This is a genomic window from Sphingobacterium sp. G1-14 (genome assembly GCF_002196555.1).
Classification (GTDB): domain Bacteria; phylum Bacteroidota; class Bacteroidia; order Sphingobacteriales; family Sphingobacteriaceae; genus Sphingobacterium; species Sphingobacterium siyangense.
In genome coordinates, this window is sequence record NZ_CP021381.1 from 4,459,957 (window position 1) to 4,473,726 (window position 13,770).

Annotated in this window: 10 protein-coding genes; 4 read left to right on the forward strand and 6 right to left on the reverse strand. The window is 44.5% G+C overall.

Features of this window, described 5'->3' with window-relative positions; all coding sequences use genetic code 11:
- Positions 1-38: 38 nt before the first annotated feature.
- The 4 genes from CBM24_RS19265 to CBM24_RS19280 all read right to left on the reverse strand — a co-directional run bounded on the left by CBM24_RS19265 (position 39) and on the right by CBM24_RS19280 (position 6,731).
- On the reverse strand, positions 39-866 hold the full coding sequence (locus CBM24_RS19265; protein WP_088162352.1) for a CheR family methyltransferase: 828 nt from the start codon (positions 864-866) through the stop codon (positions 39-41).
- Positions 863-1,237 carry a response regulator gene (locus CBM24_RS19270; protein WP_088162353.1) on the reverse strand — a complete coding sequence of 125 codons (375 nt, stop codon included), beginning with the start codon at positions 1,235-1,237 and terminating at the stop codon, positions 863-865. Before CBM24_RS19270 ends, CBM24_RS19265 begins: the two co-directional genes overlap by 4 nt.
- 20 nt (positions 1,238-1,257) lie before the next feature.
- Positions 1,258-4,878, reverse strand: coding sequence for a response regulator (locus CBM24_RS19275; protein WP_088162354.1), 3,621 nt, complete (start codon positions 4,876-4,878; stop codon positions 1,258-1,260).
- A 137-nt stretch (positions 4,879-5,015) separates the two neighbouring features.
- A complete protein-coding gene (locus CBM24_RS19280; protein WP_088162355.1) occupies positions 5,016-6,731 on the reverse strand; it encodes an FAD/NAD(P)-binding protein in 1,716 nt (571 codons plus the stop codon).
- Between the two features lie 206 nt (positions 6,732-6,937).
- Between CBM24_RS19280 and CBM24_RS19285 the strand changes: the two genes are divergently transcribed.
- The 4 genes from CBM24_RS19285 to CBM24_RS19300 all read left to right on the forward strand — a co-directional run bounded on the left by CBM24_RS19285 (position 6,938) and on the right by CBM24_RS19300 (position 10,091).
- The gene (locus CBM24_RS19285; protein WP_075994905.1) at positions 6,938-7,405 is read left to right on the forward strand and encodes a PA2169 family four-helix-bundle protein; all 468 of its coding nucleotides are present in this window, start codon (positions 6,938-6,940) and stop codon (positions 7,403-7,405) included.
- A 333-nt stretch (positions 7,406-7,738) separates the two neighbouring features.
- Positions 7,739-8,713, forward strand: coding sequence for an IS4 family transposase (locus CBM24_RS19290; RefSeq protein WP_198385953.1), 975 nt, complete (start codon positions 7,739-7,741; stop codon positions 8,711-8,713).
- A 279-nt stretch (positions 8,714-8,992) separates the two neighbouring features.
- Positions 8,993-9,373: a hypothetical protein gene (locus tag CBM24_RS19295; RefSeq protein WP_088162356.1), complete on the forward strand. Its 381-nt coding sequence runs from the start codon at positions 8,993-8,995 to the stop codon at positions 9,371-9,373.
- Between the two features lie 163 nt (positions 9,374-9,536).
- Positions 9,537-10,091: a hypothetical protein gene (locus CBM24_RS19300; protein WP_157698527.1), complete on the forward strand. Its 555-nt coding sequence runs from the start codon at positions 9,537-9,539 to the stop codon at positions 10,089-10,091.
- A gap of 98 nt (positions 10,092-10,189) precedes the next feature.
- On the opposite strand, the gene CBM24_RS19305 is transcribed toward CBM24_RS19300, so the two are convergent.
- Positions 10,190-12,670, reverse strand: coding sequence for a DUF4982 domain-containing protein (locus tag CBM24_RS19305; RefSeq protein ID WP_088162358.1), 2,481 nt, complete (start codon positions 12,668-12,670; stop codon positions 10,190-10,192).
- A 64-nt stretch (positions 12,671-12,734) separates the two neighbouring features.
- Positions 12,735-13,757 carry an arabinogalactan endo-beta-1,4-galactanase gene (locus CBM24_RS19310; RefSeq protein ID WP_088162359.1) on the reverse strand — a complete coding sequence of 341 codons (1,023 nt, stop codon included), beginning with the start codon at positions 13,755-13,757 and terminating at the stop codon, positions 12,735-12,737.
- Positions 13,758-13,770: the final 13 nt, after the last annotated feature.

The following is a 13,770-nucleotide window of genomic DNA, read 5'->3' on the forward strand; positions in this document are numbered from 1 at the left end:
TTTTTTAAAATAAGTTCACGTAAAAATCCCCTCCAGTTCTACTTGACCTTTCGCCATATCTTTTCATTACCCACCTGATTATAGTGGGGTGCCAGCGCAGAAAAGCGCAGTGTCTCCTGACTGCCTAAGGCAAGGTAGCCGAATGTTTCGAGGCTTTCATCAAAAAGGGACAATACCCTGGCCTGCAGCTCTGTGTCAAAATAGATCAGCACATTGCGGCATAGAATCAGCTGAAAAGCATTAAAAGAAGCATCACTCACCAGATTGTGAGATGCAAAAACAATACGTTCCCGCAAGGTGGAATTGAGTTTTACCCAATTATAATTCGCGCTGTAGTACGCTGAAAAATCAGCTTTACCGCCCGAAAGCTGATAATTTTCGACATAGGATTTTAGATTTGCCATCGGGATGACGGCCTTCTTTGCCTGCTCGAGCACCGAGGGGTTGATATCGGTGCCATAGATCAGTGATTTGTGCAAAAGATTCTCTTCTTGCAATAGAATTGCCAGTGAGTACGCTTCCTCACCTGTTGCGCAGCCCGCTATCCAGATGCGGATAAACGGCGAAGTGCGCAATTTGGGAAGAATTTCATGACGCAGATTTGCGAAAAAGCTTGGATCACGAAACATTTCGGTCACATTCACGGTCATCTTTTCAACAAATCGCTGCACATATTCCCGATCGTGAACAACGCGATAACGCAGTTCGGCGAAACTCGTAAAATTATCCAGCAGGCAAAGCTGGTTGATCCGCCGCGACAAGGATGCTTTCGTATAGTGGGTAAAGTCGTAACCATAGAGACGCTCCACATCCTCCATCAGGATCATGACCTGCTCTTGGCTGACAATTTTTTTCCCTGTGGTCATCCCGCTATTTCTCTTATCATCTGCACAAGCAGTTCAATGTCGATCGGTTTCGAGATATAGCCATTTGCTCCTGCAGACAGACATTTTTCACGATCGCCAGTCATAGCCTGTGCCGTCACGGCGATAATAGGCAATTCACTTGCATTCCATGAATCACGGATCAGCTTGGTAGCTTCATAGCCGTCTATCTCGGGCATCATCATATCCATGAGCACAACACCTATGCCGCCATGATCCCGTAACTGAGCAAGTCCTTCTTCTGCAGACAGACTGCCTATCGCCTGAAAACCTCTTGACTTCAAAGCCAATTTCAACGCAAATATATTGTTCTGATCATCGTCGATGATCAATATGGTTTTGTTTTTATCCATGCTCCTTATTTATTGCGTTATTATTCATACAGCCATACGCGCAAGAGAGACAATAGCTGATCGATATCCACCGGTTTGGATATATAATCAGACGCTCCTGCGGCAATACATTTTTCCCTATCCCCCATCATTGATTTGGCTGTAACAGCAATAATGGGCATGTTTTCGTATCGCTGATCTTTTCGTATCGAAGCAATCGTTTCGTAACCATCCATTTCGGGCATCATCATGTCCATCAGGATCACCGCCACATCCGGATTATCTTCCAGCTGTTTCAGCGCATCTTTTCCGTCCGTTGCCGGCACCACGGTCATCTGATATTTTTCGAGCGCTTTGGTTAGCGAGAAAATATTTCGAATGTCGTCATCCGCTACAAGTACTTTTTTTCCCTGCAGAACATCCTGCAAAAAGCCAAGTCCACCCGGCGATTTGGTAGAAGGACCATTATTTTCCTCTACGAGATGTAGAAATAAACCCACTTCGTCCAAAATACGCTGATAGGAATTAGCCGTTTTTACAATGATAGAATCCGCATACCGTTTTAATTTCATTTCCTCTACCTGCGAGAGGTTCTTACCGGTAAATACAATAATCGGCAAATTTTCAAGGCCTTGGTTTCGTTTCACAGCCTCCAATGTCTCGTAGCCAACACGGTCTGGAACCCCCATATCAAGGATCACACAGTCGGCAGTGTCTGAGCTCAGCGCCACAATGCTATCTTCTACATTGCTCTTAATCTCCGAGGCAATGTCAAAACTTTCAAGGAAGAGCGACAGCGCCGCCGCATGTTTGGGATTTTCTTCAACGATCAGTACTTTTTTGGGATGCCGCGTGAGGGCAGCCTCTATTTTACGGAACATATCACCCATCTGTTCCAATGCCATCGGTTTATTGATAAAGTCTATGGCGCCCTGAAGCAGGCTTTCTCTTTTAACCTGTAAAGAAGACATAATATGCACGGGTATATGACGAGTCTTGGGGTTTTCCTTGATCTCAGCCATTACCTGCCATCCATCTTTAAGTGGAAGCTGAATATCCAATAGGACCGCCAACGGCATATAACGTGCCACCATCTCCGCCGCGATATCACCACGGACGACCACGATACCTTTGTAGTTTTGCTGACGCGTATATTTCAGCAGGATCTTTGCGAACTCAATATCATCTTCAACAATCAGGATAAAGCGGTCGCCTGCGACGATGCTATCGCGATCATCAGGAATATCGGCTGGAATAGGAATCTCAGGCATCCTTTCCACGGCCTGCACTGCCACTTGTGAATCTTGTTCCACTACAGCGGGCTCCAGCGTTTCAACGTCTGTTTCTCCGATCGTTGGTCGCTGCAAATCCGCAGCAAATACGGATGGCATGTTGCCCGAAATCTGCTCCGGAAGGATAAGGCGGAATACACTGCCTTTGTTTTCTTCACTATCCAACAAGATTTCGCCTCCGAGCAGACGTGCCAGTTCCCGACTGATCGAGAGCCCCAGTCCAGTGCCCCCAAATTTGCGGCGCGTCGAACCATCAGCCTGTTGAAAAGCTTCAAAAATCAGATGCTGCTTGTCTTTTGGTATTCCTATTCCCGTATCGCGCACTTCAAATACGATACGGTGTCTCTGCGACTGTTCGCGGTCAATATGCAAGGTAACCTTACCCGAGGCTGTGAATTTGATGGCATTCGACAATAGATTACGTAAAATCTGATCCAGGCGCTGCTTGTCTGTTTCGAGCTGAATCGGCAAACCCTCCGCGGCGCTCATTTCTAATCCGAGCTGCTTATCCGCGGCGATTGGTCCGAACATAGCCGTCAGTCCATTCAGTATATCGGCAAAATATACAGGCTGTACATCCAGATCCATTTTTCCGGACTCTATTTTGGAAAGATCCAGAATCTCATCTATCAAGGTCAGCAGGCTCTTTCCCGAACTTTGGATCACAGCTGCCGATTCCATCTGCTCTTCATTCAGGTTACCATCCGAATTTTCGGCCATCAAACGGGAAAGTAACAGAATTGAATTGAGCGGTGTACGTAGTTCATGCGACATATTGGCCAAAAACTCAGACTTATAGCGTGTACTTTGCTCAAGCTCTGCCGCCTTTTTCTGAATTTCCTGATTTCGTTCGGCAATTTCAACATTTTTATCTTCCAACAGTTTGGAGCGTTCCTCCAATTCACGGTTAGACTGCACCAGTTCTTCCTGCTGCACACGGAGTTCCTCCTCCGATGCCTGCAATTTATGCGTATGCATTTCGAGGCTCGAATTAAGGGATTCCAATTCGGTATGCTGTGCCTGCAGCTCTTCGGTCTGTGCCTGGGTTTCTTCCAATAGATTCTGCACCACCAGTCTGGCCTGCGCCGCCGCAAGTGTAGTACCTACCTTTTGCACTGCATCTCTAAAAAATGTCAACTGTATGGAAGAAAAAGGCTGTAATGCCCCCAGCTCCATCACACCGATACATTGGTTATCCTCAAAAATAGGCAAGATAAAAAGGTTGTTCACCTGCACCTTTCCGTTGGCAAAACTGATAACATAGCTGCTATTTTCGAGGTTTTCAAATAACTTTTCTTTCTCGTCTTTAAAGACCTGACCGACCATGCCTTCTCCTGGAGCGAAGCGATTATGGTCGGGATTTTCGAGTCCATAGGACCCCCTTAAGACAAGTTCATCCTGTTCCATCAGGTAAATGGCACCATTGACACAGTTGCCATATTTTGTCAGATGGCCGAGCGTAACGGCTGTGAGCTCTTCCTGCTGTTTATTACCCATCAAGAGGTTGCTCAGCTGGGTTAGTCCGGCCTGATGCCAATTGTTATCACTGAGTTCATCAAAAGATGTTTTGAGCGACCTAGCCATTTCGTTGAGGGATCCTGTCAAGCTGCCCAGATCGTCCTGTTCGGCATCCTGAATCTGCATTTCATAATTGCCGGCAGCAATCTCGCGTGCTATACGCTGAGTAATACTCAGTCGGCGCTGGATCTCCTCATCTTTTCGTTTCAGGTCATTCTGCAACTCCTCACGCTTAAAGAAATCTGCCCTGAGGCGGAAGTAAAAAAACAGCGTAATCAGCAACGAAACTGCCGCAGCCAATAAAACAAATATGGAGGTGTATCCCGAAGAGCGTGTAAGTTCATCTGAACGTCGATTGAGCAGCGATTCTTCTTTATCTATGATTTTGCTGATCAACAAACGGCAACTGTCCATATAGGTTTTTCCTTCTTCAAGCTGGGCAACAGAGATCATACCACCTCGTTTTTTGATGTTCACCAAATTCTCTAATCGATCCAGTCGAGACTGAACAAGTGTTGACAGGGTATCAATCACCTGCTGCTGCGCTGGGTTATCAGCCGTAAGATCGTGTGCGCGGCTCAGCGATTGAGGCAAAGACTGAAGACCATTTTTGTAGGGATCGAGAAACTTTTCCATCCCCGTCAGCAAGTACCCACGCTGGCCCGTTTCTGCATTCTGCAAATCCTGTAGAATTTTATTGACACGGCTCATGACACGGCGACTGTGATCGACCATCGCACTATTGTGGATCTGCTTACGGATACTCACATAAGAAGCCGTTGAACTCGCTAACAGGATCAACAGTGAAATTCCAAAACCTATCTGCAGGTTTCTTAAAATAGTTTTAGGCATGCTTTTCAACAATTGAGTTAAGACAATGCCAACTGATGGTCTAGATGGCCGCCAAATATAGCAATAGGGAGCTTAAATTAAATCCCGTGTCGCCCGGCCCCAACCATCTTACCGTATTTTAACAAAAACTTACGTATTTATCCCCCTTCAGCAATCTTGCTGGCAATAATAGCCGAGGTAGCGGCGCAAAAATCTAGGCCCGAATAATCCGGATTATAGCCGCCCATGTAAGGTACAGCCATCATGAAAAGACGTTGACTGGCGTTAATGTTGTGATCTACCAGCCGGAAGCTGTCGTCTATCTTTACCCCGGGCACCTGCAAAAAAATGGCACCATCCGGAGCTACAAACATATGGTCGTTGCCTGCCAGCATTTGTTCTTTGGCCTGTTCCACTGAACGAAATCGCAGGTAAGCTGGACTGACATTGCCATTGTCGACTAAACTCTTGAAAGGAAATTCTTCAAAGTTCAAGGGGCGCTGTCCTACACAATCCACAAATGTCTTATAATGGGTTTTTACTTCTATCCCAGATTCATCGGTATAAAAATAGTTAGCGCCGCGGTCGCTCGCCGGTTCAACCCGACTGTCCGTACCCACATTGACCACTTCCAGCCGACCAGCATCGTGTAGTGCGAGGAGTTCACGACTGGAACTCTGCGGCACAAAAGCGATGACAATGGAAATCAACGGCATCAGTACTTTTTTTAAACGCAGCATATCTTCGGCAGACATATATTTGGCAGGGTAATTCAGGGTAAAGCTCAAGGCAGAAAGCACTTCTTTCCAATAGATAGACTGACGCCTTTTGATAGATTTCAGCGCTTGTTCGTGCTCCTGGCGAAATCCCTCGAAGGCATCTTTCTGTTCCCTTAAACTGAGTACTGCTTCTACAAAGTCTTCCAGGCTGAGCTTTTCCACGATCGCATAAAAGTCGGGATCCTTTTCTTTAAACTGCGCTTTAAAATTACGATCGAACAGAAAATCCAACGACACGAAACCTTCATTTTCAAGTCTGTTAAGCATGAGTTCCTCTTCGGAGATCAAGAGCTTGTTTGCTAGGAAAGATTCTTCCTGATGGAATCGGATCGCAGGCAGTAGACCACTGCGTGTATGCATCAATAACTTAAAATTTTCACTTCCCGGGTCGATCTGATATCTTAACTCACCTGTCTCCAGCGCCTCAAAAGACCCATTATGACGTGCTATTGTGCGGATAGCATCGATTGCCGTGAGCGAAGCGCCACGTAACCCTACTGCATGGTCTGTTTTTAAGGCGAGCTTTGACGGCGGATAGGGTGATTCAAAATAATGCTCTACATTGCCCTCATACCTGGTTGGCCATTTATGTCCGGTACAGATGATAACCTTGTCTACGATATAAGTATCGATGCTGCCGACCATGATTTTAACCTGCGTCTGGCTTTCCAGATCAATGATATCACTGACCTGGCTGCCGAGATGAATCTGTGTTTCTATCCCCTTTTCATCCGCCATCCGTTTCAATAGCATAAACTGCTCCGAAAGGTAGCGGCCAAGGAGCAATCGTGGCACCACCTTGTAGCGATTAAAATCGTCAACATCGATTCCATAGCTTCGAAGCGTGGTTTCCGATAAGGATTGAACATAATCCTCAATCGTGGAGACCAGTGCGGGAATTTCATGATCCGAGACATTAGTTAGATGCTCAGGTGTAGCACCTTCGTAGCTATAAGGCATCCCTGCCCCCAATTGCTTTCGGGACTCGAAAATAGATACTTTGAGACCGGCTATATTCTTTTCGACCAATCTCTTGTACATAAACAGGCCACTGGGTCCACCCCCGATAATGGCTACATGAATGTTTTGTTGCATAGTTTTCGTTGCGCTGCCTAAAGGACAGTATTCGGTTCTAAGAACAAGGGTAAATTGCAGAAAGTTTTAGGCCCATTTATTCCCGGACAATAAAAAACGGGATAAATACGGGCCACGATTTAAATACCTGAATCTCGGATTCTGCAAACGATCATCAGGTACCTGCTGTTTTTCGAATAAACAAAATGATAACAAATAACAATATTATGGAAAACAACATCAACAATCCGGAGATCATCAATGACATTATTAAGATCAACAACGACCGCATCGAGGGTTATAAAAAAGCTATTGATCTGGCGACAAGTCATGGTTTAGATAAACTTATACCAACATTTCAAAAATTTATCGGACAATCGGAAGAATTTATTGCCGAGTTGACACCTTATGTTGAGCTTGAAGGCAAAGAGGCGACGGATAGCACCATGCTGAGCGGCAAGCTTTTCCGCGCCTGGATGGGGATAAAAGTGAATATTACGGGAGATGACGAAAGAAGCCTGCTCGAAACCTGTGAGCAGGGAGAAGATGCCTTCAAATCAACTTATCAAACAGCTTTGGCTGAAGGATCGGAAGAACTTTCGCAAAATGTGCATAGCTTAATCAATACACAGCTCAGCAAACAGCTTGAAGCGCATAATATCATTAAAATGCTGCGCGATAGCAAAACCCTCTAAGATTGAAATAGTAATTTTTCTTTTTCACGAAAAATACCGAAGTGTATATTGCTTCGGTATTTTTTTTATGTCTCGACTTCATCATCGACTCATCTTAGCCAAGAATGTAGCGCCGCTTTTGCTGATTGCTTCCATTTCTCCCGAACAGAGATTGTTGTCGTAACCATAAGCGGAAAAAGGGAATCTGAAAAATCATATATTATAGCAGCATTGACATAAACGGTTAAAAAAAGTAATATTTTACATCACTTGCGTCCTAAACGTTTAAAAAGTGGCGGTGTTTGGATATAGCAAAGTTGCTATATTTAAATTGCAAAATTATAACACACCGCCATGATAAATTTAAATGTTTTTAGTCAGATTTTATCTCTTATCGACCGCGAATTATTCAAAGATTTGGTTTCAAAGCACAAAAGTGACAAACATCAGAAAGGGATCAACAGCTGGACGCATCTAGTCAGTATGCTTTTCTGTCATTTTTCCTCGGCAGATTCGGTTCGTGATATTAGTAACGGCCTACGCAGTACCACTGGTAATCTGAACCACTTAGGTGTAGTAAGAGCTCCAAGTAAGTCTAATATATCCTATATCAACACACACCGTACCCATGAACTTTTCAAAGATCTTTACTATTCTGTTTTGGATAGGCTTTGGCAAAAGGACACCCATTTTCGCAAAGATCTTGGTCAGCTAAAGCGTAAAGTATATCTGATGGATGCAAGCATCATCCCCTTATGTCTATCTGTATTTGACTGGGCAAAGTTTCGCAGCACCAAAGGTGCCGTAAAGCTGCACACTGTCTTGGATTATGATGGCTGCCTACCTGTTTTTATGCAGATTACCGATGGAAAAGTACATGAGAGCCAGCGTGCCGGTAGTTACAGTTTTTCCAAGGGAAGCGTGGTGGTAGTGGACCGTGGCTACGTGGATTACAGCTGGCTTGGGGATTTGGACAGCAGGGGGTGTTACTTCGTTACCAGGAGTAAAGTTAATATGATGTACAAGGTTATCAAGTCCTATCAGAGTGAAGCACTCCTTGAAAGGGGGATCCTTAAGGATGAGCTCATTGAGCTATCCGGTGCTGCCTGCAATAAATACAACGGCAAGCCGCTACGCCTAGTCCACTTTTGGGACAGCACCACTGGCAATGAGCACCACTTTTTGACCAATAATACGAAGTGGAAGGCTTCTTTGGTGGCAAACATCTATAAACAACGCTGGCATATCGAAGTCTTCTTCAAGCATCTAAAGCAGCGCTTAAAAGTATCGACATTCATAGGGACTTCTGAAAATGCAGTGATGATCTAGATCTGGACTTCACTCATTAGCATTGTTAAAATACTTGCAAAAAAAGGCCAAATATGACTGGAACCTGTCCAATCTGGTCGCATTCATCAGAACGAATATCTTCGTGAAAATAAACATCTGGCAATGGATAGATGATCCCTTTCTCAGGCCGCCTATAAAAGGAAAAAAGGGACAGCTAAAGATCTTCGCAGATTGAAAAATAGGGGTCAATATCGAAATGATGAAAAAAGCTATGCTTGTACCATAGAAATCCAATCCTAAAATTTATTTAGGACACATATGATTGCAGGTAAAACAAAATTCTTATGTTTAAATACCAATGCGCTGGAATCAGATTACTCCAATCCCGTTCCCGACTTTTCATTTATTGAGCAAGAGCGCCAAAAAGATATCACACGTTTTGAACAAACAGTTGTCGTCATGCATGCAAGACCCACATCCGATCAGTTCAACAACAATGTAGCTTCGGTCTTCCAATACAGTATAAAACAATTCCCCAATCTCCTTTATTGTACCAATGGCCACGATCATATCTATCAAAAAGAAGATATTTTTAAGGATGGTATCATCTATTACGGTACTCCCAATATCGGTAAACGTCAATTTCTAATTTTTACAATCACTAAGGACCACTATACCCATGAACTTGTTTCTTACTAAATCAAAAATACGATCTTTCGTGCTTGTTACCCTTTTCTTTTCAGTTCACAATATGGCTCAGGCTTCCGAACACCACTATCTCCCACGAACAAGCTTGGCTGGCAACAAAACGGACACCCTCCAGGAGAATAGCATCACAACGGACAGCATCAAAACGGGAAACATGAGAACTAAAGAACTAAAAAAAGCCGCCTTTAGCCTTGTTCCATCAAGTTATATGCTTCAATACGCAGGATCCATAGGACTGCTTTCTGCCGGAACAGGCTGGGATTATGGCCGACACAAGCAGTGGTCGACAGATTTCCTGCTTGGCTATGTACCAAAATACGATACAGACCGGGCTAAACTTACCTTAACGCTGCGTCAATCGTATACCCCTTGGGAAATTAAACTCAGTGAACAGTTTACTTATCATCCCTTGCGTACCGGCGCTTATCTCAATACGACCTTGGGTAAACAATTTTGGTATAAAGAACCCGACAAATACCCAAATAGCTATTATCGGTTTTCGACCAGGCTACGCATCAATATCTTTGTAGGACAGGACTTCAGTTATAAAATCAAATCCAACAGTTCTTATTTTGAAGGCATAAAATTCTATTATGATCTTCATACCAGCGATCTTTACCTCGTTAGCGGCGTACAGAACAAGTATCTTAAATTTGATGATTACATTGGACTGGCCCTAGGTGTCAAGCTACAGATTAGGCGAAAATAATGCGCAAAAAAGGCTAGATCGATATCGATCTAGCCTTTCTGTTAAAATACAATCAACGCACTAACTTATTTAAGGTATCATTTAAACAAAAGCTACGGTCAAAACGTTTTAGAATTTACAGTCTGTACGTTTAATACCCCCTCTTTTAAACCTTTGCATTTCGCCTTTATCTGAATCTTTCCCGATTTTTCGCCTGCCTGAACAATCAAGGTAAGCTGTCCATTGAATAAATGCATCTGCGGTTTGTGAAAAGCTTCTAGATTTGTTGGATCACCGTTAGCCAAGGCTTTAAATGTACCATCGCCAACTACGTCAAATTGGATCAGTTCTGCGGCCCGTGGGCAGAGGTTCCCCGCTTTGTCCACTGCTTTGACACGGATGTAGGCTAATGCACGGCCATCAGCAGAAATGGAATCATGAACTGCATCCATTTCAATCCTGAAGGGTTTTCCCGCCGTACGGATTATTTTTTCGGCCGCTGATTTTCCAGATTCATCGTAAGCTACGACTTTGACTTCTCCGGGTTCGTATACCGTATTCATCCACATGAGGCGGTAACGCTCCTGTAAAGAAGCCTTACTCTTGCGCTGTATTCCCTGACTTTTCCCATTGATAAAAAGTTCGGCACTTGGATAATCTGTATACACGAAGACAGGGGTTTCTTGCCCCACACGCTCAGGCCATGTCCAATGTGGAAGTATATGCAGGGTATGCTCATTTCTATTCCATAAACTTCGGTACAGATAATAACGGTCTTTGGGAATGCTCGCCAGATCAATAATACCGAACATGGAACTATGGTTGGGCCAGGCATCGGTATCATAAGGGGAAGGTTCGCCAAGATAATCAAAGCCTGTCCAGACAAATTGCCCCATGGTCCAATGATGATCTTCCGCCAGGGCAAAATCCTCATCCGGAAGGTTGGACCAAGAGCAATATTCCATATCGTAAGAAGACGACTGATGATCGGAATACAACATATCACCTTTTTTTAGCACCGGAAATTTATAAACGCCCCTCGAGCTCACTGTTGATGCCGTTTCCGAACCCAACACTAGATTTTGGGGTAATTTGGCATACGCCTCTTCGTAACGGTGCGCACGATAGTTTAATCCCGGAACATCCAACAGACTAGCAAAACCATTTTCCAGCACACAGCTTACCTGATCCATACCGCAGGTCACTGGTCGGGACGGATCCTCACGATGGCATATATCCTGTAAAAACGAAGCTACTTTATAGCCTTCAGCACTGCATTGTGTGGGCACTTCATTTCCAATGCTCCACATCACGACAGCAGGGTTATTTCTAAAATGATGGATCATGTTGACCATATCCCGTTCGGCCCAATCCGCAAAAAATCGATGATATCCATTTTTACATTTCGCAATATCCCATTCGTCAAAAGGTTCAATCATCAGCATAAAGCCCAATTCGTCACATAGGGCAACCAATTCCGGAGCTGGCATATTATGTGCCGTACGAATGGCATCGCAGCCCATATCTTTGAGTAATTCCAATTGATAACGAAGAGCCGAAACATTGATTGCAGCCCCCAATGGTCCAAGATCGTGATGATTACATACCCCCTGAAACTTTCGGATCTTTCCATTTAACATAAATCCCCGGTCGGCAATAATACGTACCTCCCGAATCCCAAAACGGGTTTCAAAACTGTCTGTCAATTTACCGTCTACAAATACTTGCGTGGAGGCCCGATACAGATTTGGATGTTCGGGGCTCCAGAGAGCAGGGTTTATCACTTCAAGATTTTGCACGAAAGGCTTGCCATAATTTAGTTTTTGTTGGTTTTCCTTCTGCGCAACCACCTGTCCCGCCGCATCCAAAATCGCAGTTACCATTCGTACCAACTTGCCATCAGCATTCTTCAAACTGGTTTCAAGCTTAACTGAGGCTAGACTGTCCGACACAAAAGGCGTCGTGATATACGTCCCCCAAACAGGTACATGGATCTTCTCCGTCACGATTACATGCACATTGCGATAAAGTCCTGCACCGGGATACCAGCGTGATGACTGTGCTTTATTTTCCAACCGCACAGCAACCGTATTATCCATCCCGTCCTGATGTAGAAATTCGGTCACATCACAATGAAAAGCATTGTAACCATAGGGCCAAAAGCAGGCTTCCTTTCCATTGACATAGACCCGGGCTTCGCTCATTGCACCATCAAATTTCAGTACCACGCGTTTATTGACGGGGTCGAATTGTGGAATATCAAATTTGGTACGATACCAACCCACCCCCACATAAGGCAAACCGCCAGTACGGCCCGTTTTTACTGTTGCCTTTTTCTCTCCATTTTGTGTCACTGCAACATCCTGCAGATCATGTGATCGATCAAAAGGCCCGAAAATAGCCCAATCATGCGGTACAGTGACCTTTTTCCAGGCCATATCATCCAATGTTACTGATTCCCCATGAACAACCTCACCCTGAAAAAAACGCCAGTTTTTCTCCAACAAGAAGGATTGGCGTGCAGACTGTCCGTGCGAATTGCCCGGAACAAGTAGGAATAAAAGAAACAAAAAGTAAGTCGTACGCAGTAATCTCATCATCAAATCAGGTGTTTAAAGTCTACAGTTCAATTTTTTCATTGTCATTCAGCGGTTTAAATATACCTTATTTAAAAGCATTCAATGCTTTTGTTGGGCGCCCATTATTGTCAAATGCGCCTAGGGTATAACCATTCCAGCCACCATACGCCAAAGGCTCCCAATAGAATATACCCAGTACTTTCTGATCGGGCACACTATTGACCGCGTTGAAAAGATCCTTTAACCATATTTCAGCACTATCTGCTTCATCCCAGCTCATCCCCACCTCGCAGATCATCACTTCTGAATTGTATCGGGCAACCATATCTTTGATGTTGCTGATGCAGGCCGCATTGCGCTCTTCCCAGTTTTCTGGGGTCGGATAAAGTGACATGCCAATCACATCCCATTTCCCACCGTTGTTTTTCAGACCATCGAACATCCAACGAAACAAGTTATTGTCAAATCCATTGTGCAGGTGTACGATCACTTTTGCTGCCGGAAATACTGCTTTTACCGCATCATAGCCGGCATTATTCAATGTGGCATAATTAGCCATACTGACAGAGGCTTTTCCATCTTCCCAAAGCATCCCATTGCCCGTTTCATTACCGACCTGCACCCATTCAGGTGAGATACCGCTATCTTTTAGCAATTGAAGAACCTCCGTTGTATGATCACTAACAGCCTTCTTTAAACCATCAAACGATAAACTCTTCCAAGCTGCAGGCTTTGTCTGCTGTCCCGGATCCGCCCAGGTGTCACTGTAATGAAAATCCACCATAATACGCATGCCCAGATGATGCGCACGACGAGCTTTGACCAGTACATCACTCTTGTTGCACCAGCCTTGCTGAGGATCTACCCAAACACGCAATCGTACCGCATCCATGCCCAGTCCACGCAAGATTTTCAGCCCATCCACTGCGCTGCCTCCTGCATTAAAAAATTGCACACCTGAGGCTTCCATTTCAGTAATCCAGCTCACGTCCGCACCTTTTGCCAAATGTGTTTTAGGTACATCCACCTTAAGATTATCTTTGTCGTTGCAGCCAGACAAGCCCAAACACAAGCCTATTAGGGCCAACATTATTTTTATTTTTTTCATCCGATTATTTCAT

What these genes read in the sequence shown, in the direction of transcription:
- CBM24_RS19285 (WP_075994905.1), top strand. Translation starts at nt 6,938, where the DNA reads ATGGAAAACAACATCAACAATCCGGAGATCATCAATGACATTATTAAG.
- CBM24_RS19280 (WP_088162355.1), bottom strand. Translation starts at nt 6,731, where the DNA reads ATGCAACAAAACATTCATGTAGCCATTATCGGGGGTGGACCCAGTGGC.
- CBM24_RS19305 (WP_088162358.1), bottom strand. Translation starts at nt 12,670, where the DNA reads ATGATGAGATTACTGCGTACGACTTACTTTTTGTTTCTTTTATTCCTA.
- CBM24_RS19290 (WP_198385953.1), top strand. Translation starts at nt 7,739, where the DNA reads ATGATAAATTTAAATGTTTTTAGTCAGATTTTATCTCTTATCGACCGC.
- CBM24_RS19310 (WP_088162359.1), bottom strand. Translation starts at nt 13,757, where the DNA reads ATGAAAAAAATAAAAATAATGTTGGCCCTAATAGGCTTGTGTTTGGGC.
- CBM24_RS19275 (WP_088162354.1), bottom strand. Translation starts at nt 4,878, where the DNA reads ATGCCTAAAACTATTTTAAGAAACCTGCAGATAGGTTTTGGAATTTCA.
- CBM24_RS19295 (WP_088162356.1), top strand. Translation starts at nt 8,993, where the DNA reads ATGATTGCAGGTAAAACAAAATTCTTATGTTTAAATACCAATGCGCTG.
- CBM24_RS19265 (WP_088162352.1), bottom strand. Translation starts at nt 866, where the DNA reads ATGACCACAGGGAAAAAAATTGTCAGCCAAGAGCAGGTCATGATCCTG.
- CBM24_RS19270 (WP_088162353.1), bottom strand. Translation starts at nt 1,237, where the DNA reads ATGGATAAAAACAAAACCATATTGATCATCGACGATGATCAGAACAAT.
- CBM24_RS19300 (WP_157698527.1), top strand. Translation starts at nt 9,537, where the DNA reads ATGAGAACTAAAGAACTAAAAAAAGCCGCCTTTAGCCTTGTTCCATCA.